General features: G+C 59.2%; 22 protein-coding genes and 5 tRNA genes. 10 read left to right on the top strand and 17 right to left on the bottom strand.

Annotation, left to right across the window (positions count from 1 at the left end; translation table 11 throughout):
* Positions 1 to 170: 170 nt before the first annotated feature.
* From AC1RBR_RS17420 to gltX, 5 genes are all read right to left on the bottom strand, one after another.
* Positions 171 to 246: transfer RNA gene (locus AC1RBR_RS17420), tRNA-Glu, on the bottom strand.
* 81 nt (positions 247 to 327) lie between these two features.
* Positions 328 to 403: transfer RNA gene (locus AC1RBR_RS17425), tRNA-Ala, on the bottom strand.
* 53 nt (positions 404 to 456) lie between these two features.
* Positions 457 to 532, bottom strand: a tRNA-Glu gene (locus tag AC1RBR_RS17430).
* A 79-nt stretch (positions 533 to 611) separates the two neighbouring features.
* Positions 612 to 687, bottom strand: a tRNA-Ala gene (locus AC1RBR_RS17435).
* A gap of 203 nt (positions 688 to 890) precedes the next feature.
* Entirely contained in the window at positions 891 to 2,372 is a 1,482-nt protein-coding gene (gene gltX / locus AC1RBR_RS17440) for a glutamate--tRNA ligase (RefSeq protein WP_492565770.1), read from the bottom strand.
* Positions 2,373 to 2,600: 228 nt separating this feature from the next.
* Here gltX and AC1RBR_RS17445 point away from each other — a divergent pair, with 228 nt between their 5' ends.
* On the top strand, positions 2,601 to 3,650 hold the full coding sequence (locus AC1RBR_RS17445; RefSeq protein WP_492565772.1) for an HlyD family secretion protein: 1,050 nt from the start codon (positions 2,601 to 2,603) through the stop codon (positions 3,648 to 3,650).
* The gene (locus AC1RBR_RS17450) at positions 3,640 to 5,190 is read left to right on the top strand and encodes an MDR family MFS transporter (protein ID WP_492565774.1); all 1,551 of its coding nucleotides are present in this window, start codon (positions 3,640 to 3,642) and stop codon (positions 5,188 to 5,190) included. The genes AC1RBR_RS17445 and AC1RBR_RS17450 overlap by 11 nt, the downstream gene beginning before the upstream one ends.
* A gap of 123 nt (positions 5,191 to 5,313) precedes the next feature.
* Here the strand turns inward: AC1RBR_RS17450 and uvrB are convergent, their stop codons facing one another.
* Complete coding sequence (uvrB, locus tag AC1RBR_RS17455; RefSeq protein ID WP_492565775.1) at positions 5,314 to 7,329, bottom strand: excinuclease ABC subunit UvrB; 2,016 nt, start codon at positions 7,327 to 7,329, stop codon at positions 5,314 to 5,316.
* A 337-nt stretch (positions 7,330 to 7,666) separates the two neighbouring features.
* Between uvrB and AC1RBR_RS17460 the strand changes: the two genes are divergently transcribed.
* Together AC1RBR_RS17460 and AC1RBR_RS17465 are read left to right on the top strand one after the other, a co-directional pair.
* Positions 7,667 to 8,863: an amino acid aminotransferase gene (locus tag AC1RBR_RS17460; protein WP_492565777.1), complete on the top strand. Its 1,197-nt coding sequence runs from the start codon at positions 7,667 to 7,669 to the stop codon at positions 8,861 to 8,863.
* A gap of 225 nt (positions 8,864 to 9,088) precedes the next feature.
* On the top strand, positions 9,089 to 9,289 hold the full coding sequence (locus tag AC1RBR_RS17465; RefSeq protein ID WP_003226457.1) for a hypothetical protein: 201 nt from the start codon (positions 9,089 to 9,091) through the stop codon (positions 9,287 to 9,289).
* On the opposite strand, the gene AC1RBR_RS17470 is transcribed toward AC1RBR_RS17465, so the two are convergent.
* A complete protein-coding gene (locus AC1RBR_RS17470) occupies positions 9,286 to 9,516 on the bottom strand; it encodes a hypothetical protein (protein ID WP_003226459.1) in 231 nt (76 codons plus the stop codon). The genes AC1RBR_RS17465 and AC1RBR_RS17470 overlap by 4 nt on opposite strands.
* A 228-nt stretch (positions 9,517 to 9,744) precedes the next feature.
* Between AC1RBR_RS17470 and AC1RBR_RS17475 the strand changes: the two genes are divergently transcribed.
* Positions 9,745 to 9,820: transfer RNA gene (locus AC1RBR_RS17475), tRNA-Asn, on the top strand.
* A 131-nt stretch (positions 9,821 to 9,951) separates the two neighbouring features.
* The gene (locus AC1RBR_RS17480; RefSeq protein WP_481394558.1) at positions 9,952 to 10,311 is read left to right on the top strand and encodes a DUF6124 family protein; all 360 of its coding nucleotides are present in this window, start codon (positions 9,952 to 9,954) and stop codon (positions 10,309 to 10,311) included.
* Positions 10,312 to 10,494: 183 nt separating this feature from the next.
* Here the strand turns inward: AC1RBR_RS17480 and AC1RBR_RS17485 are convergent, their stop codons facing one another.
* The 5 genes from AC1RBR_RS17485 to xth all read right to left on the bottom strand — a co-directional run bounded on the left by AC1RBR_RS17485 (position 10,495) and on the right by xth (position 18,350).
* Complete coding sequence (locus tag AC1RBR_RS17485; RefSeq protein WP_492565779.1) at positions 10,495 to 13,698, bottom strand: hypothetical protein; 3,204 nt, start codon at positions 13,696 to 13,698, stop codon at positions 10,495 to 10,497.
* 354 nt (positions 13,699 to 14,052) lie between these two features.
* Positions 14,053 to 14,571, bottom strand: a complete 519-nt coding sequence (locus tag AC1RBR_RS17490) for a hypothetical protein (protein WP_492565780.1) — start codon at positions 14,569 to 14,571, stop codon at positions 14,053 to 14,055.
* Between the two features lie 293 nt (positions 14,572 to 14,864).
* Entirely contained in the window at positions 14,865 to 16,388 is a 1,524-nt protein-coding gene (locus AC1RBR_RS17495; RefSeq protein ID WP_492565782.1) for a nucleobase:cation symporter-2 family protein, read from the bottom strand.
* 239 nt (positions 16,389 to 16,627) lie between these two features.
* A complete protein-coding gene (locus AC1RBR_RS17500) occupies positions 16,628 to 17,455 on the bottom strand; it encodes an arylamine N-acetyltransferase family protein (RefSeq protein ID WP_492565784.1) in 828 nt (275 codons plus the stop codon).
* Between the two features lie 100 nt (positions 17,456 to 17,555).
* Positions 17,556 to 18,350 (bottom strand): exodeoxyribonuclease III, encoded by a 795-nt coding sequence (gene xth, locus AC1RBR_RS17505; protein WP_492565786.1) that lies wholly within the window; start codon positions 18,348 to 18,350, stop codon positions 17,556 to 17,558.
* A 127-nt stretch (positions 18,351 to 18,477) separates the two neighbouring features.
* Between xth and AC1RBR_RS17510 the strand changes: the two genes are divergently transcribed.
* Positions 18,478 to 19,062, top strand: a complete 585-nt coding sequence (locus AC1RBR_RS17510) for a GNAT family N-acetyltransferase (protein WP_492565788.1) — start codon at positions 18,478 to 18,480, stop codon at positions 19,060 to 19,062.
* An 89-nt stretch (positions 19,063 to 19,151) separates the two neighbouring features.
* Positions 19,152 to 19,451, top strand: a complete 300-nt coding sequence (locus AC1RBR_RS17515; protein ID WP_492565790.1) for a hypothetical protein — start codon at positions 19,152 to 19,154, stop codon at positions 19,449 to 19,451.
* Between the two features lie 92 nt (positions 19,452 to 19,543).
* Here AC1RBR_RS17515 and AC1RBR_RS17520 read toward each other — a convergent pair whose 3' ends face one another.
* The 5 genes from AC1RBR_RS17520 to AC1RBR_RS17540 all read right to left on the bottom strand — a co-directional run bounded on the left by AC1RBR_RS17520 (position 19,544) and on the right by AC1RBR_RS17540 (position 23,901).
* Entirely contained in the window at positions 19,544 to 21,112 is a 1,569-nt protein-coding gene (locus tag AC1RBR_RS17520; RefSeq protein WP_492565791.1) for a sensor domain-containing diguanylate cyclase, read from the bottom strand.
* 236 nt (positions 21,113 to 21,348) lie between these two features.
* Positions 21,349 to 21,873, bottom strand: coding sequence for a hypothetical protein (locus tag AC1RBR_RS17525; RefSeq protein WP_095139954.1), 525 nt, complete (start codon positions 21,871 to 21,873; stop codon positions 21,349 to 21,351).
* Entirely contained in the window at positions 21,870 to 22,598 is a 729-nt protein-coding gene (locus AC1RBR_RS17530; protein ID WP_492565793.1) for an alpha/beta hydrolase, read from the bottom strand. Before AC1RBR_RS17530 ends, AC1RBR_RS17525 begins: the two co-directional genes overlap by 4 nt.
* A gap of 3 nt (positions 22,599 to 22,601) precedes the next feature.
* The gene (locus tag AC1RBR_RS17535; RefSeq protein WP_003226482.1) at positions 22,602 to 23,099 is read right to left on the bottom strand and encodes a PAAR domain-containing protein; all 498 of its coding nucleotides are present in this window, start codon (positions 23,097 to 23,099) and stop codon (positions 22,602 to 22,604) included.
* 136 nt (positions 23,100 to 23,235) lie between these two features.
* Positions 23,236 to 23,901 (bottom strand): ribonuclease T2, encoded by a 666-nt coding sequence (locus AC1RBR_RS17540; RefSeq protein ID WP_492565796.1) that lies wholly within the window; start codon positions 23,899 to 23,901, stop codon positions 23,236 to 23,238.
* A gap of 165 nt (positions 23,902 to 24,066) precedes the next feature.
* Here AC1RBR_RS17540 and AC1RBR_RS17545 point away from each other — a divergent pair, with 165 nt between their 5' ends.
* The gene (locus AC1RBR_RS17545) at positions 24,067 to 24,537 is read left to right on the top strand and encodes a hypothetical protein (protein ID WP_492565798.1); all 471 of its coding nucleotides are present in this window, start codon (positions 24,067 to 24,069) and stop codon (positions 24,535 to 24,537) included.
* 102 nt (positions 24,538 to 24,639) lie between these two features.
* Positions 24,640 to 26,346, top strand: coding sequence for a copper resistance system multicopper oxidase (locus tag AC1RBR_RS17550; protein ID WP_492565800.1), 1,707 nt, complete (start codon positions 24,640 to 24,642; stop codon positions 26,344 to 26,346).
* Positions 26,347 to 26,356: the final 10 nt, after the last annotated feature.

Consider the following 26,356-nt stretch of genomic DNA (forward strand, 5'->3'; position numbering starts at 1 on the left):
AATATTACGACTAGAATATTATTCGCATAATAATATTCCGCAAGTCGAGGATATGACCGCTGGTCTGAAGCACAGTGTAAGGAAAAAGGAGAATTGGCCAAACGCCAGACAAACAAAAGGGCCATTCAATAATTGAATGACCCTTATAAATCCCGCAGAGCGGGTAATCGTGGCGTCCCCTAGGGGACTCGAACCCCTGTTACCGCCGTGAAAGGGCGGTGTCCTAGGCCACTAGACGAAGGGGACACAAACCCTTCTATACAGCTGATCAGCGCTGAGATCTGATCTGATTCAAGGCCGGTGTGGCCAGACCTTGAACTGTAAAATTGGTGGAGCTAAGCGGGATCGAACCGCTGACCTCCTGCATGCCATGCAGGCGCTCTCCCAGCTGAGCTATAGCCCCGGATTTTTCGCCTCGCGGCGGAGCGACATCTTGCAACATCGCTTCTGTAAAACTGGCGTCCCCTAGGGGACTCGAACCCCTGTTACCGCCGTGAAAGGGCGGTGTCCTAGGCCACTAGACGAAGGGGACGCAAACCCTTCTATACAACTGACCAACGCTGAGTGTTGATCGCTTCGGAGCCGGTGTGGCCAGGCTTCGAAGTGTAAATTGGTGGAGCTAGACGGGATCGAACCGTCGACCTCTTGCATGCCATGCAAGCGCTCTCCCAGCTGAGCTATAGCCCCTCATCGTTGATGTCATCGCTGAGGACGGGGCGAATCTTAAGGGCGTATCGAAAGCCTGTCAAACTTATTTTTGAAAAATTTCAAAGTTTTTTGTCGGCATAACAATCACTTACCGCCCTCCCCCCGAAAATCCGGGGGAAAAACGCCGAAGGCCGGAATCAAACGATCCCGGCCTTCGGCGGTTACCGCAGAGTCAGACGTGCTTAAGCAATCGCGCCCAGCAGCTTTTCCCACTCTTTGTTTTCTTTCTTCGACACACCGCCCAGCAGGTCAATCGCCTGGCGCAGACGGAAACGGGTCAGGTCCGGGCCGAGGATTTCCATCGCATCGAGCACCGATACCGAACTGGCCTGCCCGGTAATCGCGGCAAACATCAGCGGCATCGCATCGCGCAGCTTCAGCTCGAGGGATTCGACCACCGCCTGAATCGTTGCGGTGATGCTGTCCTTCTCCCAATGACGCAGGCTTTCCAGCTTCCACAAGATCAATTGCATCAACTGACGCACCTGATCACCGGAAAGCTTTTTCGATTCGAACAGCTTGGCATCCGGGTTCACGCCACCGGCAAAGAAGAAGCCGCCCAGCGGTGCAACCTGGCTGAAGGTTTCCACGCGCCCCTGAACCAGCGGTGCGATCTTCATCATGTACTCAGAATTGAACGCCCACTTCTGCACGCGTGCGGCGAACTCTTCCACCGGCAGGTCACGCAGCCACTGGCCGTTGAGCCACGACAGTTTCTCGATGTCGAAGATCGGCCCGCCGAGCGACACGCGCTTGAGGTCGAAGTTGTCGACCATTTCCTGCAGCGAGAACTTCTCGCGCTCGTCGGGCATAGACCAGCCCATGCGACCGAGGTAGTTGAGCATCGCCTCCGGCATGAAGCCCATGCGCTCGTAGAAGGTTACCGAGGTCGGGTTCTTGCGTTTGGACAGCTTGCTCTTGTCCGGGTTACGCAGCAGCGGCATGTAGCACAGCTCCGGCTGTTCCCAGCCGAAATATTCGTAAAGCAGAATCAGTTTTGGCGCCGATGGCAGCCATTCTTCGCCGCGCAGCACGTGGGTGATGCCCATCAGGTGGTCGTCGACCACGTTGGCGAGGAAGTACGTCGGCAAGCCGTCGGTCTTCATCAGCACTTGCATGTCCATGCGATCCCACGGGATCTCGACATCGCCACGCAGCATGTCCGGCACCACGCAGACGCCTTCGGTCGGCACTTTCATGCGGATCACGTGCGGTTCGCCGGCGGCCAGACGGGCGGCGACTTCTTCCTTCGACAGCAGCAGCGCGCGGCCGTCGTAGCGCGGGGTCTCGCCGCGCGCCATTTGTTCGGCGCGCATCTGGTCCAGTTCTTCTGCGGTGCAGAAGCATGGGAACGCATGGCCCATGTCGACCAGTTGCTGGCAATACTTCTGATAGATATCGCCACGCTCACTTTGCCGGTACGGACCGTGCGGGCCGCCGACGTCCGGGCCTTCGCTCCAGTCGATACCCAGCCAGCGCAGGGCGTCGAAGATCTGCTGTTCGGACTCGCGGGTCGAGCGCAACTGGTCAGTGTCTTCGATGCGCAGGATGAACTCACCGCCATGCTGCTTGGCAAAGCAGTAGTTGAACAATGCGATGTAAGCGGTACCTACGTGGGGGTCCCCGGTAGGCGATGGCGCGATGCGAGTGCGGACGGTGGTCATGGCATGTCTCGAAAAGAATGAAAAGCAGAACAATCAAGCGGCGAATGGTAACAGGCGACACCCGCCCCGCTCCAGCGGGCAGGGCATTTAAGCCAAGTTTGCGGCTGGAACGCCCATAGACCGTGGTGAAGGGCCGAATCTCAGCCATCGGCATTTACCGTTTATCGGCGGTATGCCAGATTCAGCCCCTGATAACTTTCCTTACAATTCCTTGACTACAGTTTGCCCATGCCTGCCCAACTCAAGCGTCGTCTGTTGATTTTCCTGCTGCTGGTTCTGTTGATTGCCGGGGGCTTCTTCGCCCACTGGTTTTTCAAGGGGCGCTTTTATGAAAGCACCGATAACGCCTATGTCCAGGGCGAAATCACCCGCGTCTCCAGCCAGTTGAGCGCACGCATCGACGAAGTGCTGGTGCAGGACAACCAGCATGTGGAAAAAGGCCAGTTGCTGATACGCCTTGAACCCAATGATTTCCACCTCGCCGTCGATCGCGCCAATGCCGCCCTCGCCACCCGCGAAGCCGAACGTTTGCAGGCGCAGAGCAAACTGACTCAGCAATCGAGCCTGATCGCCGCCAGCGACGCGCAAGTGGCCACCACTCAAGCCACGCTGGGCCGCTCGCAGATGGATTTGTCGCGGGCTGAAACCCTGCGCAAACCCGGATACGTTTCCGAAGAACGCGTGACCACCCTCTCCGCTGACGCGCATATCGCCCGTTCGCAAGTGGCCAAGGCCCAGGCCGATGCGCAGAGCCAGCGCCAGCAGGTCAACGCGCTGACTGCCGAGATCAAACGCCTCGACGCACAGATCGCCAACGCCCGCGCCGATCTGACGCAAGCCGAACTCAACCTGACCCGCAGCGAAATCCACGCGCCGATCAGCGGCATGGTCGGCCAGCGCGCCGCACGCAATGGCCAGGTGGTGCAGGCCGGCGCGTATTTGCTGTCGATTGTCCCGGACGAAGACATCTGGGTGCAGGCCAACTTCAAGGAAACCCAGATCGGCCACATGCAGCCCGGACAGAAAGCCGAGCTGACCTTCGATGCCTACAGCGACACGCCGATCGAAGCGCGGGTCGACAGCCTGTTTGCCGCCTCGGGTGCGCAGTTCAGCCTGCTGCCGCCGGACAACGCCACCGGCAACTTCACCAAAGTCGTGCAGCGGATTCCGGTGAAGCTGACATTCAAGGCCGATAACCCGCTGCACGGCAAGATCCGACCGGGCATGTCGGTCACCGCCACCGTGAACATCAAAGACATCCCAGACGATGGCCGGTGATCCGCTGATCCGCCCGGTCGGCGAACCGACCCGGCGGGACTGGATCGCCGTGATGAGCGTGATGCTCGGCGCGTTCATGGCGGTGCTCGATATTCAGATCACCAACTCTTCGCTCAAGGATATTCAGGGCGCGCTGTCGGCGACGCTGGAAGAAGGCTCGTGGATTTCCACCTCGTATCTGGTCGCGGAAATCATCATGATCCCGCTGACCGCGTGGCTGGTGCAGTTGCTTTCGGCGCGACGCCTGGCGGTGTGGGTGTCGCTGGGTTTTCTGGTGTCATCGCTGCTGTGCTCGATGGCCTGGAGCCTGGAAAGCATGATCGTCTTTCGCGCCATGCAGGGTTTCACCGGCGGCGCGCTGATCCCGCTGGCGTTCACCCTAACCCTGATCAAACTCCCCGAACACCACCGCGCCAAAGGCATGGCAATGTTCGCCATGACCGCCACCTTCGCCCCGTCCATCGGCCCGACCCTTGGCGGCTGGCTCACGGAAAACTGGGGCTGGGAATACATCTTCTACATCAACATTCCGCCGGGGCTGATCATGATCGCCGGGCTGATGTACGGGCTGGAGAAGAAGGACGCGCACTGGGAACTGCTGAAAAGCACCGACTACACCGGGATTCTCACGCTGGGTGTCGGCCTCGGCTGCCTGCAGGTGTTTCTTGAAGAGGGCCATCGCAAGGACTGGCTCGAATCGAACCTGATCGTGGCCCTGGGCAGCATTGCCCTGCTGAGCCTGATCACCTTCGTCATCGTGCAGATCTCCAAACCCAATCCACTGATCAACCTCGGCATCCTGCGCAATCGCAACTTCGGTTTGTCGAGCATTTCCAGCCTCGGCATGGGCGTCGGGTTGTATGGCTCGATCTATCTGCTGCCGCTGTACCTGGCGCAGATCCAGAATTACAACGCCCTGCAGATCGGCGAAGTGATCATGTGGATGGGCGTGCCGCAGCTGTTCCTGATTCCGCTGGTGCCGAAGCTGATGAAGTTCGTTTCGCCGAAGTGGCTGTGCACCCTGGGTTTCGGACTGTTCGGCCTGGCGAGTTTTTCGTCGGGGGTGCTCAACCCGGACTTCGCCGGGCCGCAGTTCAATCAGATCCAGATCATCCGGGCACTGGGTCAGCCGCTGATCATGGTGACCATTTCGCTGATCGCCACCGCGTACATCCTGCCGCAGGACGCGGGATCGGCGTCGAGCCTGTTCAACATCCTGCGTAACCTCGGCGGTGCGATCGGCATCGCCCTGCTCGCCACGCTATTGGATGCGCGCACCAAGACCTACTTCGATTATTTGCGTGAAGCGGTGGTGCCGACCAATCCGCAAGTGGCCGAGCGGCTGGCGTCGATGACCGACCGCTTTGGCAGTGACACGGCGGCGCTCGGCAAGTTGAGTGAGATCGTGCATCAGCAGGCGCTGATCATGGCTTACAACGATGCGTTTCATTTTGTCGGGATTGCGTTGGGGGTCAGCATGTTGGCGATCTTGTTGACCAGGAAATTGCCGCAAGGGTTGAAGGCTGGGGAGTCTCACTGATTTTTGTGGTGACTGGGCCGGCCCTTTCGCGAGCAAGCCCGCTCCCACAGGGGATTTGTGAACGACACAGATCCAATGTGGGAGCGGGCTTGCTCGCGAAGAGGCCCGGTCAGACGATGAAGCTCAAACCGCCAAAAGCCGCTCGCGCAGTTTGGCAATCTCATCGCGCATCTGCGCCGCCGCTTCGAACTCCAGATCCCGCGCCAGCTGATACATCTTCTCTTCCAGCGCGCGGATGCGTTTGGTGATTTCGCTCGGTGAGCGCAGTTCGGCTTCGTACTTGGCGTTTTCTTCGGCCGCCTTGGCCATGCCCTTGCGCTTCTTGCTGCGCGAGCCGGGCACGGTGGCGCCTTCCATGATGTCGGCGACGTCCTTGAACACGCCTTTCGGGGTGATGCCGTTTTCCAGGTTGAAGGCGATCTGCTTGTCGCGACGACGCTCGGTCTCGCCAATCGCCCGCTCCATCGAACCGGTAATCCGGTCGGCGTAGAGAATCGCCCGGCCATTGAGGTTCCGCGCGGCCCGGCCGATGGTCTGGATCAGCGAGCGCTCGGAACGCAAGAAGCCCTCCTTGTCCGCATCGAGAATCGCCACCAGCGACACTTCCGGCATGTCCAGACCTTCACGCAGCAGGTTGATCCCCACCAGCACATCGAAGGTGCCCAGACGCAGGTCGCGGATGATCTCGACCCGTTCGACGGTGTCGATGTCCGAGTGCAAGTAACGCACGCGCACGCCGTGGTCGGCGAGGTAATCGGTGAGGTCTTCGGCCATGCGTTTGGTCAGCGTGGTGACCAGCACCCGCTCCTCGACCGCCACGCGCTTGGTGATTTCCGAGAGCAAATCGTCGACCTGAGTCAGCGCCGGACGCACTTCAACCTGCGGGTCGACCAGACCGGTCGGACGCACCACTTGTTCGACCACGCGCCCGGCATGCTCGGCCTCGTAGTTGCCCGGTGTTGCCGAGACAAAAATCGTCTGCGGGCTGACCCCTTCCCACTCGTCAAAACGCATCGGCCGGTTGTCCAGCGCCGACGGCAGGCGGAAGCCGTATTCGACCAGGGTTTCTTTACGCGAACGGTCGCCCTTATACATCGCGCCGACTTGCGGCACGCTGACGTGGGATTCGTCGATCACCAGCAAGGCGTCGGCTGGCAGATAGTCGTACAGCGTCGGCGGCGCGGCACCGGCCGGACGTCCGGACAGGTAGCGCGAGTAGTTTTCGATGCCGTTGCAGTAACCCAGTTCGAGGATCATTTCCAGGTCGAAACGGGTGCGCTGTTCGAGGCGCTGGGCCTCGACCAGTTTGTTGTTGCTGCGCAGGTATTCGAGGCGCTCCTGCAATTCGACTTTGATGTGCTCGATGGCGTCGAGCAGGGTTTCGCGAGGTGTCACGTAGTGACTCTTCGGGTAGAAGGTGAAGCGCGGCATCTTGCGGATGACTTCGCCGGTCAGCGGATCGAACGCGGAAATGCTCTCGACCTCGTCATCGAACAGTTCGATGCGGATCGCTTCCAGATCGGATTCCGCCGGATAGATGTCGATCACGTCGCCGCGTACCCGGAAAGTCGCCCGGGCAAAATCAATGTCGTTGCGGGTGTACTGCAGGTCGGCCAGGCGCCGCAGCAAGGCGCGCTGATCGAGTTTGTCGCCGCGATCGACGTGCAGCACCATCTTCAGATAGGTTTCCGGGCTACCGAGACCGTAGATGCACGACACCGTGGTGACGATGATCGCGTCCTTGCGCTCGAGCAACGCCTTGGTTGCGGACAGACGCATCTGTTCGATGTGATCGTTGATCGACGCATCCTTCTCGATGAAGGTGTCGGACGACGGCACATAGGCTTCGGGCTGGTAGTAGTCGTAGTAGGAAACGAAATACTCGACCGCGTTGTTCGGAAAGAACGCCTTGAACTCGCCATACAGCTGCGCGGCGAGGGTCTTGTTCGGCGCCAGCACCAGCGTCGGGCGCTGCACCTGCGAGATGACGTTGGCGATGCTGAAGGTCTTGCCCGAGCCGGTCACACCGAGCAGCGTCTGGTGCGCCAGCCCGGCTTCGATGCCCTCGACCAATTGGCGGATCGCTTCTGGCTGATCGCCGGCGGGCTCGAAGCGGGTGACTAGCTGGAATTCGGACATACACACCTCTGGGATCGCGGCTCGCGCAGAAAACAGCCGAGCCGCGGGGATGACCGCAAACGACCGTTGTCGCCCAAGGAAAAACGAAGATTGTGCTCAATGTGGAGCCGATTGCCTCGCCTTTCAAGGCAAACGTCCTACATCCGGTAAAGTCTCTGACAGAGTCAATCGACTAACGGTCAAGAAATAATCGGAAAAACTTGCCTTAAAAGCTGAATCGCCTGTCGCCATTGCTCAGTGATGGCCTCTATACTAGCTCCCCGTTTGTGCACCGCTCTAGTGCATTCGGCTGGAGCGCGACACGTCCCTCCACTCTCCATTCAGAGCCGCCGTAATAATGAGCCTGTTCTCCGCTGTCGAAATGGCACCCCGCGATCCAATCCTGGGCCTCAACGAAGCATTCAACGCCGATACCCGGACCACCAAGGTCAACCTGGGTGTAGGTGTTTACTGCAACGAAGAGGGGCGAATTCCCCTGCTGCGCGCGGTGATCGAAGCCGAAACCATTCGCGCTGCTCAGCACGCCTCCCGTGGCTACCTGCCGATCGACGGCATCGCGGCCTACGACCAGGCGGTGCAAAAGCTGCTGTTCGGTAACGACTCGCCGCTGATCGCTGCCGGTCGCATCGTCACCACTCAAGCTGTCGGCGGTACCGGCGCGCTGAAAATCGGTGCCGACTTCCTCAAGCAACTGCTGCCGAACGCCGTCGTGGCCATCAGCGACCCGAGCTGGGAAAACCACCGCGCGCTGTTCGAAACCGCTGGCTTCCCGGTGCAGAACTACCGTTACTACGACGCTGCCACCCACGACGTGAACCGTGCCGGCATGCTCGACGACCTCAACGCCCTGCCGAACGGCTCGATCGTTGTACTGCACGCCTGCTGCCATAACCCGACCGGCGTCGACCTGACCCCGGCTGACTGGAAGAACGTGCTGGACGTGGTCAAGGCCAAAGGTCACGTACCGTTCCTCGACATGGCTTACCAGGGTTTCGGCGACGGCATCGACGAAGACGCCGCGGCTGTGCGTATGTTCGCTGAATCAGGCCTGACTTTCTTCGTTTCGAGCTCGTTCTCCAAGTCGTTCTCGCTGTACGGCGAGCGCGTTGGCGCCCTGTCGATCGTCAGCGAATCGAAAGAAGAAAGCGCGCGCGTGCTGTCGCAGGTCAAGCGTGTGATCCGCACCAACTACTCCAACCCGCCGACCCACGGTGCAAGCATCGTCGCCGCCGTGTTGAACAGCCCGGAACTGCGCGCCCAGTGGGAAGCCGAACTGGCAGAAATGCGTCTGCGCATTCGCGGCATGCGCGAGCAGATGGTTGCCCTGCTGGCCGCAAAAGCCCCGCAGCGTGACTTCAGCTTCGTCGGTCGTCAGCGCGGCATGTTCTCCTACTCCGGCCTGACCACCGAACAGGTGCACCGCCTGCGCAACGAGTTCGGCATCTATGCCCTGGACACCGGCCGCATCTGCGTGGCTGCGTTGAACCAGAGCAACATCAAGGCTGTTACGGATGCGATCGTTCAGGTCATCTGATTTCGCTTTGCCATGAAAAACGGGAAGCTTTAGGGCTTCCCGTTTTTTATTTGTCCCGGAAAACTATCCGAACCCTCTAGACTGCACACTGGTTCCATTGTGGGAGCGGGCTTGCTCGCGAAAGCGGTGCATCAGGCGACAAAAATACTGGCTGGGCCGACGCCTTCGCGAGCAAGCCCGCTCCCACAGGTTTTGTGTACACCTCAGAGTTTTGCGAGAACACCTATGAAAAACGACAACCTGCGCGCCGACCGAGACGACCTGGATGACTTCATCCCCCGCACCACGGCCAAACGCGACAAAAGCCTGGTGCTGCAAGTCGCAGCGGGCGTCTTCCTCGGCGGCCTGGCCCTGTGGCTGGTGCAACTGGCCGCCACCGCCGCTTACGCCAAACTGATGCTCGGCACGATCACCTTCGGCGGTTAAGCCAACTCCGTCGCCCGTTGACTGGCCGCATCGTCATACGCGACGTACAGCGATTCGGCGATCTGGCTTTTGATCGCCTTGGTGCTTTCCAGACCGAGCACGAACCCTTCGGCCTTGCCGCCAGCACGGTTCAGCTCTTCAGCGGTGCTGGCCTGGGTGATCGCGTCGAAGAGTTTCTCGGCGTGCGGGCCAACGCCCTTGGGCAGACTGATTTGCGTGACGCTCATACGAGCACCTCGCGTGAAAGGGAAACAACAACGGTTCGAGTCATGGCGCGTACCTTTTCGGCGAATGGCCGGCAGCGCGTGTGACCACTTCCGGGCGACCATGGTAGACCTGTGAGGCGATTCTGGTAATCGCTAATCACTGACAAATCGCCGTCTGTCCTGCTGACAGCAGAAAATTTACACTCGATGCTTGACTTCTCTTTTTGAATCAGTAACATACGCACCAATTCCGCAATAGCTCAGTTGGTAGAGCAAATGACTGTTAATCATTGGGTCCCTGGTTCGAGTCCAGGTTGTGGAGCCAAATAGCAAAGCCCCTGAATCGAAAGATTCAGGGGCTTTTTTGTGGGCGCTCGAAAAGTCAAAAGATCGCAGCCTGCGGCAGCTCCTACAGGTCATCATTCTTCCAAAGTGCCTCGATCGGAGTTCCATCTGATGCCCGAACCCCAGCCCAACCCGCCGGCCACAGACCCGCTATCACCCTACGAATCCCTCAACTCAAGAAAACTCCACGAGGCCGCCGAACGCGCCCTCGACCATTACCTCGCACCCGCGCAAATCATGGCAACGCCATACACCCCCAGCAGCATGTTCCTCGTCAATCCACAAACCGACACCGAATCCCTGCTGGCCAACGCCTGCGAATCACTGGCCTCGGCCACGGTCATGCTCGGCGATTTCGCCGGCACGCTGGAGGGGCCGAGTCGTAATACGGTGTTGGGCATTGCGCAGGTGGTGATGCTGGGGGAGTTGGCGGTGAATCAGGCGCTGGATAATGTGGTGCCCAAGGAATAGGCGCTGACAGTTCTGGCCTTTTCGCGAGCAAGCTCGCTCTCACAGTGGATCTGCGTTGGTCACAGGTTAAGTGCCCGGCAAAGATCCCTTGCAGAAGTGAGCCTGCTCGCGATTGCCATTAAATAAATCCGTCCCCTTATCACTTCTCAGCAACTAGGGTTTAAGGCGAGCAAACCCTTCTTATCAATTGAATGTGACGGTGAAGGGCGGAGTTATCTGCTTTCCTGTGGGGCCGAAGAAGTTCAGCGTATATAGTCCCGGCCCGTTGAGTTTGATACCCCATAATCCGATCTGACGGGAACCAGGAGATTTAATGTCTAAAGTCCTGCTTTGAAGCTCAACCATGGGGCTACTTAGCGTTACTACATGAGTTCCTATGGCGAGGGATACGACTTGAAAACCCAAGCTCAAGCCGACGTAATTCGAAAATAACAATACGCTACCGTTTTGAGGAAGATACCCGGCGCCTCCTGACGGCAATTGCATCCAAAAACTGAGAACATCTTTTGCATCTATGACAACGATGAGGTACGGGGCAGAAGTCTGATCACTGCCATCTAGAACCTTCGCTGTGAAGATGTGAGTCAACGCGTCAAGCCCCATCAAGGTGTACGACCATTCTCCGTTTTGCGAGTCTGCCAAGACCTCGCCTATGGCTGTCACGTTATCCAGAATTTCGACTCTTTGGCCCCTGCTTGCTACCCCGGTCAGAACTATCGTTCTGTCAGCAGTATCACCGCCAGACAGAATCATCTGGCCCACAGAGTCTCTTGCCGAAATGATGGTGGGTCGCACATCCTCAATCGCTTTGATCGTATAAGTGCGCACTGGGAACTCCACCGCCTCACTCTCCACCGTGCTCTGACCAAGCGCCGCTTTAAACGTCAATTCCAGGCCGCTGCCATCCTGCAGAGCTTTGAGCTCATCGGCTGGAAGCGGAGCAGTGAAGAAGCGGTCAGCAATCCAGTCGGGGTTGGTGAAGGCCGTCGGCGCGCTCCAGATCTCGCGCAGGTAGGCGCTGCCGTCGGTATTGGTCCCGCACAGGCGCAACCAGACGTACTGGTTGAGGGCGATCAGCGGCCAGTCACCCATGCGTACGGACGCTTGGGTCAGGTTGCCGGTATGCAGTTCCGGGCCGGCGCCGTCGTTGTCGGCCTGCTCGATGGTGGGGCTGGCCAGCGCGCTCTGCGGCATTGCTTGCACCGTCAGGTCAAATACCCGGGACGGTGTTGGATGACCATCAATGATGACGACGTAGGAGACTTTTACCCGCTTACCCAGATTGAACGCCACCACGCTGTTGGGGATCGCAAACTCAAGCCCTTCGCTTACCGCACGCGGCACTGAGGTATGCGACCCGCCGGCCGGCGTGCCGTCAGCGCCAGTCCAGGTGACGCAGATTGCATGGTTTGGCAGCAACGCGCTGTTGTCCGGCACCACGATGGTCAAGGTGTCCCTGACCAGCAGCGGGTTGAGTGCGCTGTCGCCGTTGTTCTCCTTGATCGAGGGGGCGAGCAGTTCCAGCGCGACGCCCACGGTGAACACCAATGGATTCGAAAGGCTGGTCTCATCTGTGGCATGGCGCCAGAGCTGGTAGCGGACGGTGATCTTGCTGCCGCGGTTCGGTTCGATGTGTTGGGCGACGAAGGCGGCGTCCAGGTTGATGATCCAGTCTTGTTGGGCGGTTACGGCATTGAATGTGCGGGACCCGGGTTCCTCGCCGGAGATGTCGCCCACCCACTTCCAGGTGGCCTCGTCGTTGGCTACCCATGGCTTCACCACAGGCCTGGGGATGGTCAGTTTACTGGTACCGCCGGGCAGTGTGGCCGGGTCGAGGACGCCGTTCGCCACCCCGAGGACAATCGGGGCGTCCAGCTCGAATTTCGGTTCACCCACATTGAGCAATTTCGTGTGCAGCGATTCGCGTCTGAGGATCTCGTCGCCTTCGGCTATCAGCAGGTCGTACCACCCCTTCAGGGTTCCGCCGTCAAGGAGCTTGAGGTTGTAGTCATCGACGGTGATGACGAAACCTTCGGGATTCTCGACTTCATCCTCCTCCGGAATGTGCCACTCCAACTCAGGCAGGAAGGTGCTGCCATCCGGGCTTTTACCCAACAGGAACAGCTCGATGCCCATGCCGTACTCGATGGCCGGATCGAACGGAATGCGGACGTTGATTTGAGTTTCGGTGGGATCGATGAACTCTCCCTCGGCTTCTTCGATGATCGGTGCGGCCAGGCGATGGGCTGCGCCGGTGACTTGTACAAACTGCCCTTTTGAGCGTAACGGGTCACTGCTGCCGCTGCGTTCCAGCCGATAGAAGAAACTGACCTGGGTATTGACCAGTTTGCGCACGGCCGCAATGGGCAGCTTGAACTCGTAGTTATGCGGAATATTGTCGACGGTCTGGGGCAGGGCGGTGACTTCGACTTTTTCGCCCTCCAGGGTGGTGCCGAGCATGGTCAAGTGAATGATGTCATCCATCTCGAAGTCTGGCTGGGTGGCCGTGACATGCACCGTGATGTCGTTATCGCCCTGTTTATCGGCGTCGAGTTCATTATTGACAGCCTCCTGAACAATCGGCGCGGCCAGCAGGTCGATGCTGGTGGTGACGACGATGCGGGTTGCCTTGCACCAGTCTTCCGATTCATTGCCGACGATGTCGCGCACTTTGAAGGTGACCGCCAGACCGAAGAGGTCGGTGTCACCAGCCCGTTCAATAGTGGCTTTGGAGACCGTGATCAATATCGGGTTTGCCGCTGGATCGTTGATCTGCTCCAGGGTCACCGGTGTGGAATACTCAAAAAAGCCACCCCAACTGAGATGAATGACGTCGCCCTCCGCAATGTCGGGGTAAGGCAAGCCGCTGCCGGACTCGGACCTGATGACAATCGGCACCCCCGCTTCGGCAATGTCTTTGTCCACGCCGCCGTTGACGATTTCCGGGGGAATGTACATGTACAGGTTGGAGTGACCAGGGCCCGGGTCGATGTCCTGGCCAGCGGGGAGTTCCAGTTTGACGAAGAGGTTGAGGGGCTTGTCCGGACGCTCTTCTTTTTGATTGGGCTGTTTGATTTCGTAGGTGAGTTGGTAAGGACCTGTCTGCAGATGACGGGGGGCCACCCACAAGAGGGTCGGTTGCTTGAGCTCGGCCGCGTCAATGATGGGACGTCCGTCGACTTCACGGTCATTGAGCAGCAGCTTGACGGTGTCGCCGACAGCCTTGCTGGCCCAGACGGGGATCACGACCAGCAGTCCGAGGTCGGGAAAAGTGAACACCGCCGCCCGGTTGATCCCCCACTGACCGGAAGGCAGGAGGCGCCCGAGCACTATCGGGTCCAGCAATGAATGGGGGGCAGAGATTTTCATCTTGGGCTGAACGAGCATGGACGGAACTCCGTGCGAACTGTCGGGAGACAAAGGGCGTGGAGTTATTCAGCGCTGAAGATGACGGCTGTGGCTACTGTCAGAAATTACAGGTGAGGAGGTATTTGCGATGAACGGTCGCACGATCCCATAGCCTCAATGCTGCGTCGCCACCATTGAAAGCAACGAATCGCTCGACAGGCCAGCTACTTGTCTTTTCGAACCCGTGGAGAATGCATGAGCAGTTGCTGGTGGCGGGAGAAATGCGTCAATCATGAGCGCCATGCGTAGAAATAAGGCGCCAGTTTGAGCAGCGCCTCCCCATCAAGAAGAGGCACTAGGGCGTGGATTACCGGTTTTCACGTCGGTGATGCTTTATGAAGGGTGATTGTCTTTGAGTGTGAAGGCGATTGTACGTAACGTGAAACTGTAGGTCTTCACACCTGCAATCGTAGTCGTCATCCGAAATCTTACTTCATCAAACTCTTTGCCGTTTTTTGGGGTGATACTTTCTTTAAATTGAAAATTGCCTTCGCCTTCGAACAGTTTTAGGAATTCTCCTTCCAATTTCTTCCCTTCCAATAGTAAATCCCTATAGATAATCATTCTGGATGGGAACGACACGTGGCCGATGATTTTTGCACTCGTGGCACTCTCCTCTTTAAGTGTCAAACCGTACCCAAAGTAGTCCTCACTCCCTTGGCCATGCAGTTCGGCCTTCAGGCTCGGCTCAGGGGTTACTGTACAATTACTATCAGACAATCCCGGGGTAATAAAAACCGCCGCTTCGGTGTGTTTCCCCTCGAGTGATCCAACAAAGGGCTCTGATATTTTTCCGCCCACCGGATATGACTGAAAGTTTTCATCGCGGGAATTTAGCGATGTAGATGACATAGGTGGAACTCCTATCGATTGGTTGGACGACGGAGTTATTAAGGGAGTATTAGAAGGCGCTGGCTACTGTCAGAACTATCAGGTCGGAGTGGGTTTCCGATGAATGGTCACAAGTCGCAACAGCCTCGATACACAGCTTTTATCGAGCCTGGCGCGCCAATTCGATTGTCCTGAGCTATCAGAGTGGAAGCCAGACAACGCCATGCTCGACCCGAGTGAGCATATTCAGCATCACTCAAACGAAAAGGCCGATCTGTCTCACAACAGATCGGCCTTTTTCATGCCGTCAGCGCTCAGACATGCTCACCACTTTTCGCCTGCACCTTCGCCGCGCCATGCCCATGATCGTGTTCATCAGGCTCGATCACCGGCACTTCCTTGCCATCGCAATCGTGCAGCTTGCCGTCGCTGAAGTAATCGCCCTCACGCAGCGCCGCCAGGTCGCGATAACGCAGGGTGCGTTCTTCCGCTGCGGCAAACACCGACTGCTGATCCGAGTTGCCGGCAGTGAAGTGGTTGAAGGTCAGGTTGAGCACGATCGCCATGATCGCCGACGAGCTGATGCCCGAGTGGAAAATGGTCGCGAACCAGCTCGGGAAATGATCGTAGAAGTTCGGTGCGGCAATCGGGATCATGCCGAAGCCGATCGAGGTGGCGACGATGATCAGGTTGACATTGTTGCGGTAATCGACCTTCGACAGTGTGCGAATCCCGCTCGCCGCCACCGTACCGAACAGCACGATACCGGCGCCGCCCAGCACCGAAGTCGGCACTGCAGCGATCACCCGGCCCATGAACGGCAGCAGCCCGAGAATCACCAGAAAGATGCCCCCGGTGGCCACCACAAAACGGCTCTTGATTCCGGTCACCGCCACCAGCCCGACGTTCTGCGCGAAGGCGCTCTGGGTGAATGAACCGAAGATCGGCGCAAACATGCTCGACAGCATGTCCGCGCGCAAACCGTTGCCCAGGCGCTTGGAGTCGACCTTGGTACCGATGATCTCACCGACCGCGAGGATGTCCGCCGAGGTTTCCACCAGTGTCACCATGACCACGATGCACATCGACAGGATCGCGGCGAAGTGGAAGGTCGGCATGCCGAAGTGGAACGGCGTCGGAAAGCCGAACATTGGCCCTTGGGTGACACCGGAGAAATCCGCCATGCCGAGAATTACCGCCAGCACCGTGCCGATCACCATGGCCAACAGGATCGACAGACGCGAGATGGTCGAGCTACCGACTTTGCTCAGCAGCAACACCAGCACCAGCGTCACCGCCGCCAGACCGATGTTCTGCATGCTGCCGAAGTCCGGCGCGTGGCTATTGCCCCCCATGGCCCAGCGCGCAGCCACCGGCATCAGCGTCAGGCCGATGGTAGTGATCACGATGCCGGTGACCAGTGGAGGGAAAAACTTGGTGATTCGCGAGAACACCGGGGTGATCAGCAAGCCGATCAACGACGCGGCAATCACCGCGCCCAGCACCGACTGGAAGCCGCCCTCCCCGCCACTGCTGACGATGGCGACCATGGTCGCCACACCGGAGAACGACACGCCCTGCACCAGCGGCAACTGACAGCCAAAAAACGGTAGACCCAGGGTTTGCAGCAGCGTCGCCAGCCCCCCCGCAAACAATGAAGCAGCAATCAACAGACCAATGTCCGCCGGCGACAGCCCGCCCGCCTGGCCGATGATCAGTGGCACCGCAACGATACCGCCGTACATGGTCAGAACATGTTGCAGGCCGTAAGCCATATTCGCGCCGACCCCGAGATTTTCGTCCTCGGGCCGTTGGTGTGAAACATGGGGCGTTTTCATGTGGGGGGTTCCCTGGTTTTTGTTATGCGCACACTGTATTCAATACTCGTGACAAATGTCCATAGAGTTGTATACAACTTGTCAGTCACATAATGGATAGGTAGCCACCCAAGCTTCTACTCCGGCGCTTCGATCCCCCACAAATCCGGCAACGCCCCCCTCGTGTCCCCGGTTTTTATCGCACTAGGCTGAAGTGTTCATGGCGACCAGCGGTGCCAAATTGAACCAGTGACGCATGGTCAGGCTGGCAGAATGATCCGCGCCAGCGACTGGCGCACATGCGGCTGGTCAGGCAAGCTCAGGCCGAACTCCTGCTCCAGCACCTTGATCAACTCATCGACATCCGCCACCTCGCGTCGCTCGCTGTCGGCGCCCATGTGGTGAATCGCGAAACTGCCGTTGTTCAGCGTCCGTCGCCAGCCATCGCCAGTGCGCGCAACCATCAGCCGGTTGGCGAACGGGGACTCGGGATGGGTCGAGACGTACCAGTTGCCGAGCGTGTAATCGATGTCTTCCTGGCGTTGCAGATCAAACAGGTACATCGCGCGCCACTCCCCCGCAACACTGGCACGCAGCATGTAGCCGTCCGCCTGTTTATCGATGCGATAGGACTCGTGCGGTGTCGACTGTGCGGCCTCGGTATCGAGCAGCAGCGGCGCGGTCGGCACCATGCCGCCAAAACCGACGTCGGTGATGTAGCGCTCGTCATCAATGATCACCAGGCTCAGGCGATGGGTACGCGCCGTCCACGTGCCTTCGGGCTGCGCCAATACCACGCGGCCGGAAATGCCTCGGGCCTTGAAGCCCAATTCCTGCAGCAACGCCAGAAACAGATTGTTCAGTTCGTAGCAGTAACCACCCCGGCCACCGTGGAGAATTTTTTGTTCGATGGACGGCAGATCGATCAGCACCGGCGCGCCAGTGATCGTCGACAGGTTCTCGAAGGGAAAGACGCCGGTATGGCGCAACTGCAGTTGCCGCAGGGTTGCCAGTGTAGGGGCCGGTGGGGTGTCGAACCCCAGGTGTTGCAGATACAACGTCGGATTCGCCAGACGTGGCTCGCTCATTGCTCAGTCCTTTTGCATGTGGCCGCGGCTCGCTGCGCCGCTGGCCGACAGGTATACGGGATCGGGCCCCGACTCCGACAATTGATTTCGCCAATCAGCGCTACCGACGCTTGCGCGAACCGATGCGAATCCAGGTCGGCGCGTGGTCGCTGGCGTGCGGTTCGTTACGCACCCAGGCGTCTACCCCGGCCTCGTGCAGATACGGACTGAGTGCCGGGTTGAGCAGCAGATGATCGATGCGCAGACCAGAGTTGGTTTGCCAATGCTGGCGGAAGTAATCCCAGAAGGTGTAGAGGCGATCCTCGGGATACAGATGGCGTAGCGAATCAGTCCAGCCCTGATCCAGCAGCCGTTGATAGCACTCGCGACTTTCGGGTTGCAGCAGCGCATCCTTGAGCCAGGAACGGGTGTTGTAGATGTCCATATCGGTGGGCACCACGTTGTAATCGCCGGCCAGCACCACCGGATGATCACTGCTTTGCAGATCCTTTGCATAGCGGATCAGGCGTTCGAACCAGGCCAGTTTGTAGTCGAATTTCGGCCCCGGCTGCGGGTTGCCGTTGGGCAGGTACAGGCAGCCGACCAGTACACCGTGCACCGCCGCCTCCAGATAACGGCTGTGCTTGTCGTCGGGATCGCCCGGCAGACCGCGACGGCTCTCCAGCGGCTCCGCATCGCGAGCGAGGATCGCCACGCCGTTCCACGACGCCTGCCCGTGCCAGATCGCGCCGTAACCGGCGGCTTCCAGTTCAGCTACCGGGAACGCACTGTCGACCGACTTGAGCTCCTGCAGGCAGGCGATGTCCGGTTGCTCGCGCTTGAGCCACGCCAGCAGGTTCGGCAAGCGCGCGCGCAGGCCGTTGACGTTGAACGTGGCAATCCGCAGGTTTTTCATCGTCCAGGCTCCGGCGAACAAGGTGTGAAATTTGTGACCCTGTGCTAACGGCGGTGGTTGCATCGGATCAACCGGCTGCGGCGTAATAGGCGCTCGCCACTGCCCCGAACTGCCGAGACTCGATTCCATGCTCACCACGCTGCAAGGCCCGCGCATCCTCCTGCGTCCGCTTCAGTACAGCGACGCCGACGCCCTGCTCCGCGCTGCCGCCGACGGCGAACTGTGGAACCTCACCGTCACCGTGGTGCCTTCGGCGAGCACCATCGACAGCTATCTGAAAAAAGCCCTCGACGGCCGCGACGCCGGCACGGTCATGCCGTTTGTGATCGTGTTGAAGGATAGCGGCGAAGTGATCGGCTCGACCCGGTTCTGGAAGATCGACCCGCTCAATCGCAAGCTGGAAATCGGCAGTAGCTGGATCGCGGCACGCTGGCAGAAATCCTTCGTCAACACCGAAGCCAAATACCTGATGTTGCGCCATGCCTTCGAGGTGCTCGACTGCGTGCGAGTGCAGTTCACCACCGACGAGAACAACCAGAAGTCGCGCAACGCGATTCTGCGCCTCGGTGCGCAACAGGAAGGCATCGTGCGCCACGAGCGGATCATGCCCGACGGCCGCAAGCGTAACTCGGTGCGTTTCAGCATCATCGATGACGAGTGGCCGCAGGTGCGGCAGGTGCTGGAGCAGAAACTGGCTGAGGATCGAGGCTGAGGCTCGACAACCGCTCGTCAGCCAATCGGCACCAACAGCTGCGGCCGTCAGACCAAAGTCAGGTAACCGAGCCTTTCTGGAGACGTACCATGACAACGCGCAAACTGACTTCCCTGTTGCTCGCCGGGCTGCTGGCCACCGCCTCGGCCGGCGCCTTTGCCGCCAATGACGGGGCAGATGCCTCAGGCACCAAATCCGGTGCTACAAGCGGCACCAACATGCCCCCCAACACCAACCCCGGCGCACCAAAAAACGGTGACAGTACCGATGGCGCCGGCAAGGGTACCGGCACTAACAGCGGCACCATGGGTTCTGGATCGGGAGCGGGGGGCGGCACCGGTTCGGCCGGCGGCGGAACTGGCGGTGCCGGTGGTGGCACAGGCAGCTGAACGAACAAGCGTGACCGCTGGTGATCCGGCATAAAAGCTTGAATCTGTGGCGCGGGAATCTGATTCCTCGCCACAGATCCAGCGCGGAGGCTTTAGCGATCCGACCGCATCAGCTCGGCAACACCCTCCTCCAGCGACAACACTGCCGCGCGATTGCGCCCGGCATTTTTTGCCTGGTACAGCGCCGCATCAGCACGCTGGATAAACACTTCAAGGCTGTCATTGCCGCTCGGAATAAATGAGTAGCAGCCCAGACTCACCGTCAGGTAACCGGTGGGCGAACCGCTGTGAGTAATGCGTTTATCCATCACGCTGCGACGGATCTGCCCGGCAATCGCCAGCGTGCCGTTGATATCGTTGCCCGGCAGCAACACCGCGAATTCCTCGCCACCGTAGCGCACCGCCAGGTCAGACTTGCGTTGCGAGCAATTCTTCAGCACTTGGGCCACCTGAGTCAGGCAGTGATCCCCTGCCACATGCCCGTAGGCATCGTTGTAGCGTTTGAAGAAATCGATATCGAGCATGATCAGGCCGACCGGACTCGACTGCCGTGCACCGCGGGCAAATTCGACTTCCAGTGAGCGTTCGAACAGCCGCCGATTCGCCAGCCCCGTCAGGCTGTCATGGGTAGCGATCTGCTCCAGTGTGCGCTGTGCCTTACGCAGGTTTTTCTCGATTCGCTCGCCGTCGCGGACCTGATGAATGAACACCCAGCCGAACAGTCCGACGCCAAGAATCACCAGCGCCACAATCACGCTGGACTGAAAGGCTCGCTCGTACCAACCCTTGAGAATCGTGTCGCGCGATGATGCCGCCGCGACCACCAGCGGATACGAGCCCAACTGGCGGTAGCCATACAAACGCACCACGCCGTCGACCACCGACTTGATCATCGCGGTGCCGGCCGGGGCTTCGGGCAGCAGCTTCTGATAAATCCGGCCTTGCGCCAGCGACGAACCGATCAGTCCTTCGTCGAACGGCCGCCGCGCCAGCAACGTGCCGTCCTTGAGTCCGAGAAACATGATGCCGTTGTCATCAAGGCTGAAGCTTTTGAAGAACCGGTCGAAGTACGCCATCTTGATCCCGGCCATCAGCACGCCCTGGAAATTGCCGGCGCGATCGTTGATGCGTTTCGAGATCGGGATGACCCACTCGCCATTCTCGCGGCTGCGAATCGCCGGGCCGATATGCGCCACGCTGGAAGCATTCTCCTGGTGAAACTTGAAGTACTCGCGGTCGGCGACACCGTTGCCACGGGGCAGATCAGCGAACGAAGTGATCACCCACTGGCCCTCGCGATCGAACAGAAACATGCCGTGTAACTGCTCCAGTTGCTGCACTCGGCGCGCGAAGGTTTTTTGCAGGCGTGGTCGCTGCGCGGCGCCGTACCCATCGTCCTCGACCCAGTCGGCCAGACTGGTAAGCACCAGGTCGGCGGCCAGAAACGTGTCTTCGGCCTGCTGCGCCATGGCTCGGGTCAGGTTGGTGGAGGCGATTTGCGCATTTGCCAGATCCTGGCGTCGTGTCTGTTCCAGCTGCAGATAAAGCAATCCGCACAGACACAGGCACACCGCAACGATGAACAGCGCTGCCGCCTTGCGCAGTGGCAGGCGTTTAAGCGTGCCGGGAGTCTGATGCGGGTCGTGAATGGGGATTGGCAAAAACGTGTCCTGGGCAGGTACGACAGGGGCCGCAGCCCGAAACCCTTACTTTTCATGAGCGTAGCCCAGCGGGGTGCGCACAGCAAACCCGCCCCGCCAACACACGCCTGCCCCGCTGTATCGGCGCGCAAGGGATTTGGATGACCTCCGCACGTCGATTTATTTTCAGTTGTGGTTTTGCGGGTGATCGCCCTCGCGTATCTGCGCAGGGCAATCGCGCAGGGCACCGATGACGGCTATCGGGGTTTGTTGATTTCGCGCAGCAGATCCGCGACCGGCAGGTTCATGGTGTTTGAGTAGTAGGGTTTGTAGCCGTACGCGGTGACGACGACTTTGCAGGGGATTTGTTGTTTGTTGGCGAGGAGGTTGTTCAGTTCTGCCACCGAGAGATTTCTTTCAGAACTCCGGTTGCTTGAAGTTTCACTCAAGAATGCGCGGGTGAGATAGGAAAACTTGGCCTTGTTGTTTTCATTTTTTTCCGAGCGTATCAAACCGGTGGCGGAAAACTGTATGGCTTTGCCTACTGAGAAATCATGATCATCCGCCAATGCGCAATGAAGCATGCCCGAAATCATCCCAACTCGCTCCCCGCGATCAAAAAGATCCAACACATCAACGTCCGACTGATACCGGATGATGTATAGCAGCGACTTTTCTCTTTCCACAGATTCGAAGCTCAGGTTTGCGGGAGGCTTTGTGTGATCCTTCGCACAACCAGAGCAGAAAGCGAGCAAGCCGCAAAGTAGTAACCTGTACATCATGGAAAATCCTTCATGATTGAGTCAAAAAGCATATCGGCTGCCGATTTGCTCCCCGCGATACGGGCAGTAAACAACCCCCATGAATTTGCATGATTAGTGTCTACATTGACGTTCAATGAAGGGCCACATGAGATAAGCCACTTTTCACCAAAATCAGCGACTCCATCTGACGAATCTCTTTTAGTTGGCATTGCTTTGATATTGATCCAATCGGCAGCAATTGGATCAGGACGTTCGCGATAAATATCAGAACCCAACCAGACCAGGGCCCCTTCACCCACGGGATCAAGGGTAATCAGCATCTGAATCCGGTAACCCCATTCCGACATGATCTTTGTCAGATGCGCACCATTCCAACCGCCAAGGCTATGACCCACGATATAGACAGGACAGCTCTTGTAGGGAATCAGACTCAGGACATGACGCTGAATATCCTGTTTTCCTCTGACTTCGTTGTAGCCCAGCCACTCAGACTTGTATTTACCCTCCTTAGCCAAGCTTGTCGTGCGCTCATCAAAATCCTTCCGTGCCTCTTGGATGTTTCCATAAGGCCCCGAAAAATAATAACTTTCCTTATCCCCGGCGCCTCCGACAAAAACAACAATCGCCTTGGTACTCTCCACCGGCACAGGCTTGTCACTGACATCCTTCTTATCCGTCAGCGTATGTTCCTTGTGCAGCTTGTAATTGTTGCCTTTCGCGCACGTTACTGTTTCAGCCGCCATGCCTCACTCCTCCAGAAACAACTTGATGGTTTCAGGCAGGTGCGAGCTGACTTCGTGGGTGAACCCGTTAGCGTCAGACACTCCGTGTTCCAGACGCCCGTCTGCGCGCTGGATCACGTAGGGATGATTGATCATGGGCTCACCGGTCACGTCATTGACCAGTTTCAACTTGTCCGTGAAATGCACCGGCATCGGCAGCAAACCACTGAAAGGCGCCGCTGTTACCGTGTCACCAATGATGACCGTGCCCGACCCGCCAATGACCACGTTGCCGTGCCCACCGGTGCTGTCCAGGGTCGCGGCGTTTAAGCCATTGATAAACACCGTCGAAGAAACGCCACCAGTAATGGGGCTACCGCACGCGGATTTATCAGTCATTCGCGCAGCCGCCAAGCCGTCGAAATTCACGTTCGGGGAGCCACTGGCAATCGGATTGGTGCCATGTCCCGGGAGTGGGCAGGCGGTTGGATCGGTGACGCGGGCGGCGGGTTTTCCGCTCATGAACAGCTCCTTGCAGTGTGGCGGGTCATCCTTTTGGGGGGCGCAAGCATGCGTGAATTTTCCGGGTGCTTCAAACCTTCAGGCAAAAAAAAGGCGCCCGCTCGGGCGCCCTTTCCTGTTCGTGGAACCGCTCACATCACCGCGACGGCGGCACCCGAATATCCCCCGCCCGGCACTGGGTCTTCACGCCCTTGCCGCACGCGCCGAACTGCAGATCCTTGCCCATGCACACCCGCACTTCCGAGAGTTCCGGGCCGCTGCAGATCACCGCGATGCCATTGGCCGGGATCCCCGGATTGGCCTTGCGGAACAGGTCGGCGATTTCCTGGGCTTCGAAGTAATACGAGCTGCTGAACGGTTGCAGCTCCTGCGGGATTTTCACCGCGCCAACCGCTTTGTCCGCTTCATCCAGATAGCCCATCGCGCCCAGACCGCTGCAGGTGCCGTGTTTGGACCATTCGTGATCGAGCAGTTTCCTGGTCGGGAACAGTGTCAGGCCTTTGGTGGTTTCCGCCGTCGACAGCGTGGTGAGTGGTGGGCAGGATTCCGGCCAGCCGCCGTTGGCGTATTGCGGCCACAAGCCGTGCAACACGAAGCCGTAGCCCTTGCCGGAACATTGCGCGTCATCTTTGTGCGTCAGGCAAAACGTTGGCGACCAGGACAAGCTCAGCAGGTAGTAATCGAACTGCCCCGCCACCGCTTCCGTTTGCACCTTGCTGGCGTTCGACTGACGCGCCGAACTCAGGCCGACGCTACCGGCCGTCAGCGCGATCAGCGCCAGAATTGTAAACAGCTTTTTCATGGACCCGCTCCTTGGGACGCCTGCGTCCGTGGTTTTTGATGCTGACCAGACTTGGCCAGCGCTGATTTCGCCATGCTTGTGTTGCAAGCGCATGACGCAAGGCAAGGCCGTACGCCGTTGAACGGTCTACGATTAACAGGCAGACATCAAACCAAGGGATCCGAAATGAGTAAAGCAGACGAACTCGCCGCCAAACTCAAGCAAAACCGGCACACCCATGCGGATGCCGCGCTGGAGATCGATTGCTGGCCGGCGCAGGTCTACGATCTGTACCACCGCATCGAGGCCTGGTTGCAACCCGTCACCGAAGTCGGCCTGAAAATCCGCCGCAATCCGACCCACGTTTGCGAGAGCTCACCGGATGGCGAAAGCCACGATTACGCGATCGACCAACTGGTGATCGAAGCCAATCAACAAACCCTGACCTTTGATCCCATCGCCCGGTTTACCGAGGACGGCGCCGGCCGCGTGCAGATCACCCTGCCCGAGCGCAACACCTACCTGCTGCGCACCGTCGATGAACACCACGAAAGCCATTGGTGGCTGCAAACGGTGGAAACCGGTCAGGAACTGGATGCGATTGCGCTGACGGAGAACAATCTGTTGCAGGTGGTGCAGGAAGGGCTCGGCCTGTAACGCAAGCGGCGAAGCTGTCAAAACTGTAATCCCCCTCTCAGCCAACTGAAAGCCAGCGCTGGTTAGCCTCTCCGTCATGTATCAAACGGGGACCTCCAGCGCATGCCTTCCAACACCTCAAGACGCACCTTCGTCAAAGGCCTGGCCGCCAGCGGCCTGCTCGGCAGCCTCGGTCTGTGGCGCGCGCCGGTCTGGGCGCTGAACCCGCCTGGGCAGATCAACGAACTGAGCGGCAGCGAATTCGAGCTGTTCATCGGCGAAACTCCGGTCAACTTTACCGGCAGCCCGCGCACCGCGCTGACCATCAACGGCAGTCTGCCCGGCCCGCTCTTGCGCTGGCGCGAGGGTGACACGGTGACGTTGCGCGTGCGCAACCGGCTCAAGGACAGCACTTCGATTCACTGGCACGGGATCCTCCTGCCGGCCAACATGGACGGCGTGCCGGGTCTGAGTTTTCACGGCATCGAACCCGGCGGCGTATACGTCTACCAGCTCAAGGTGCGGCAGCACGGCACTTACTGGTATCACAGCCATTCAGGCTTGCAGGAGCAGGCCGGGGTCTACGGGCCGCTGGTGATCGACGCGAAAGAGCCGGAGCCGTTCCAGTACGACCGCGACTACGTGGTGATGCTCAGCGACTGGACCGACGAAGACCCGGCCAGCCTGATGAAGACCCTGAAAAAGCAGTCCGACTACTACAACTACCACAAGCGCACCCTTGGCGATTTCATCGACGACGTCAGCGACAAAGGCTGGGGCGCCACCGTCGCCGACCGCACGATGTGGGCGCAAATGAAGATGAACCCCACCGACATCGCCGACGTCAGTGGCGCCACCTATACCTTCCTGATCAACGGCCACACCCCCGACAGCAACTGGACCGGGCTGTTTCGCCCCGGCGAGAAACTGCGTCTGCGGCTGATCAACGGCTCGGCCATGACTTACTTCGACGTGCGCATTCCGGGGCTGAAAATGACCGTGGTCGCGGCAGACGGTTTGCACGTCAAACCGGTCAGCGTCGACGAGCTGCGCATCGCCGTGGCGGAGACCTACGACGTGATCGTCGAGCCTGACAGCGAGGCCTGCACCCTGTTTGCCCAGGCCATGGATCGCAGTGGTTACGCCCGCGCCACCCTCGCCACCCGCGCCGGTCTGGCAGCACCGGTGCCTGCGCTGGACCCGCGCCCGCTGGTGACCATGGACGACATGGGCATGGCCGGGATGGATCACGGCTCGATGGACATGAGCGCCATGGCGGGCATGGATCACTCGGCCATGGGCCCGATGCAATCGCACCCCGCCAGCGAACAGGACAATCCGCTGGTGGACATGCAAGCCATGAGCACCGCGCCGAAACTCGACGACCCTGGCCTCGGCCTGCGCAACAACGGCCGTCGCGTGCTGACCTACGCCGACCTGCGCAGCACCTTCGAAGACCCCGACGGCCGCGATCCCGGGCGCACGATCGAGCTGCACCTGACCGGGCACATGGAGAAGTTCGCCTGGTCGTTCAACGGCATCAAGTTCTCCGACGCCGAGCCGCTGCGCCTCAAGTACGGCGAGCGCATCCGTCTGGTGCTGGTCAACGACACGATGATGACCCACCCCATCCACCTGCACGGCATGTGGAGCGATCTGGAAGACGAGAACGGCAACTTTCAGGTGCGCAAACACACCATCGACATGCCCCCCGGTACCCGTCGCAGCTATCGGGTGACGGCCGATGCATTGGGCCGCTGGGCCTATCACTGCCATCTGCTTTATCACATGGAAACCGGCATGTTCCGCGAAGTGCGGGTGGAAGAATGAAGGGGCCGAA

Source organism: Pseudomonas sp. GW823-FHT01D03 (genome assembly GCF_058798255.1).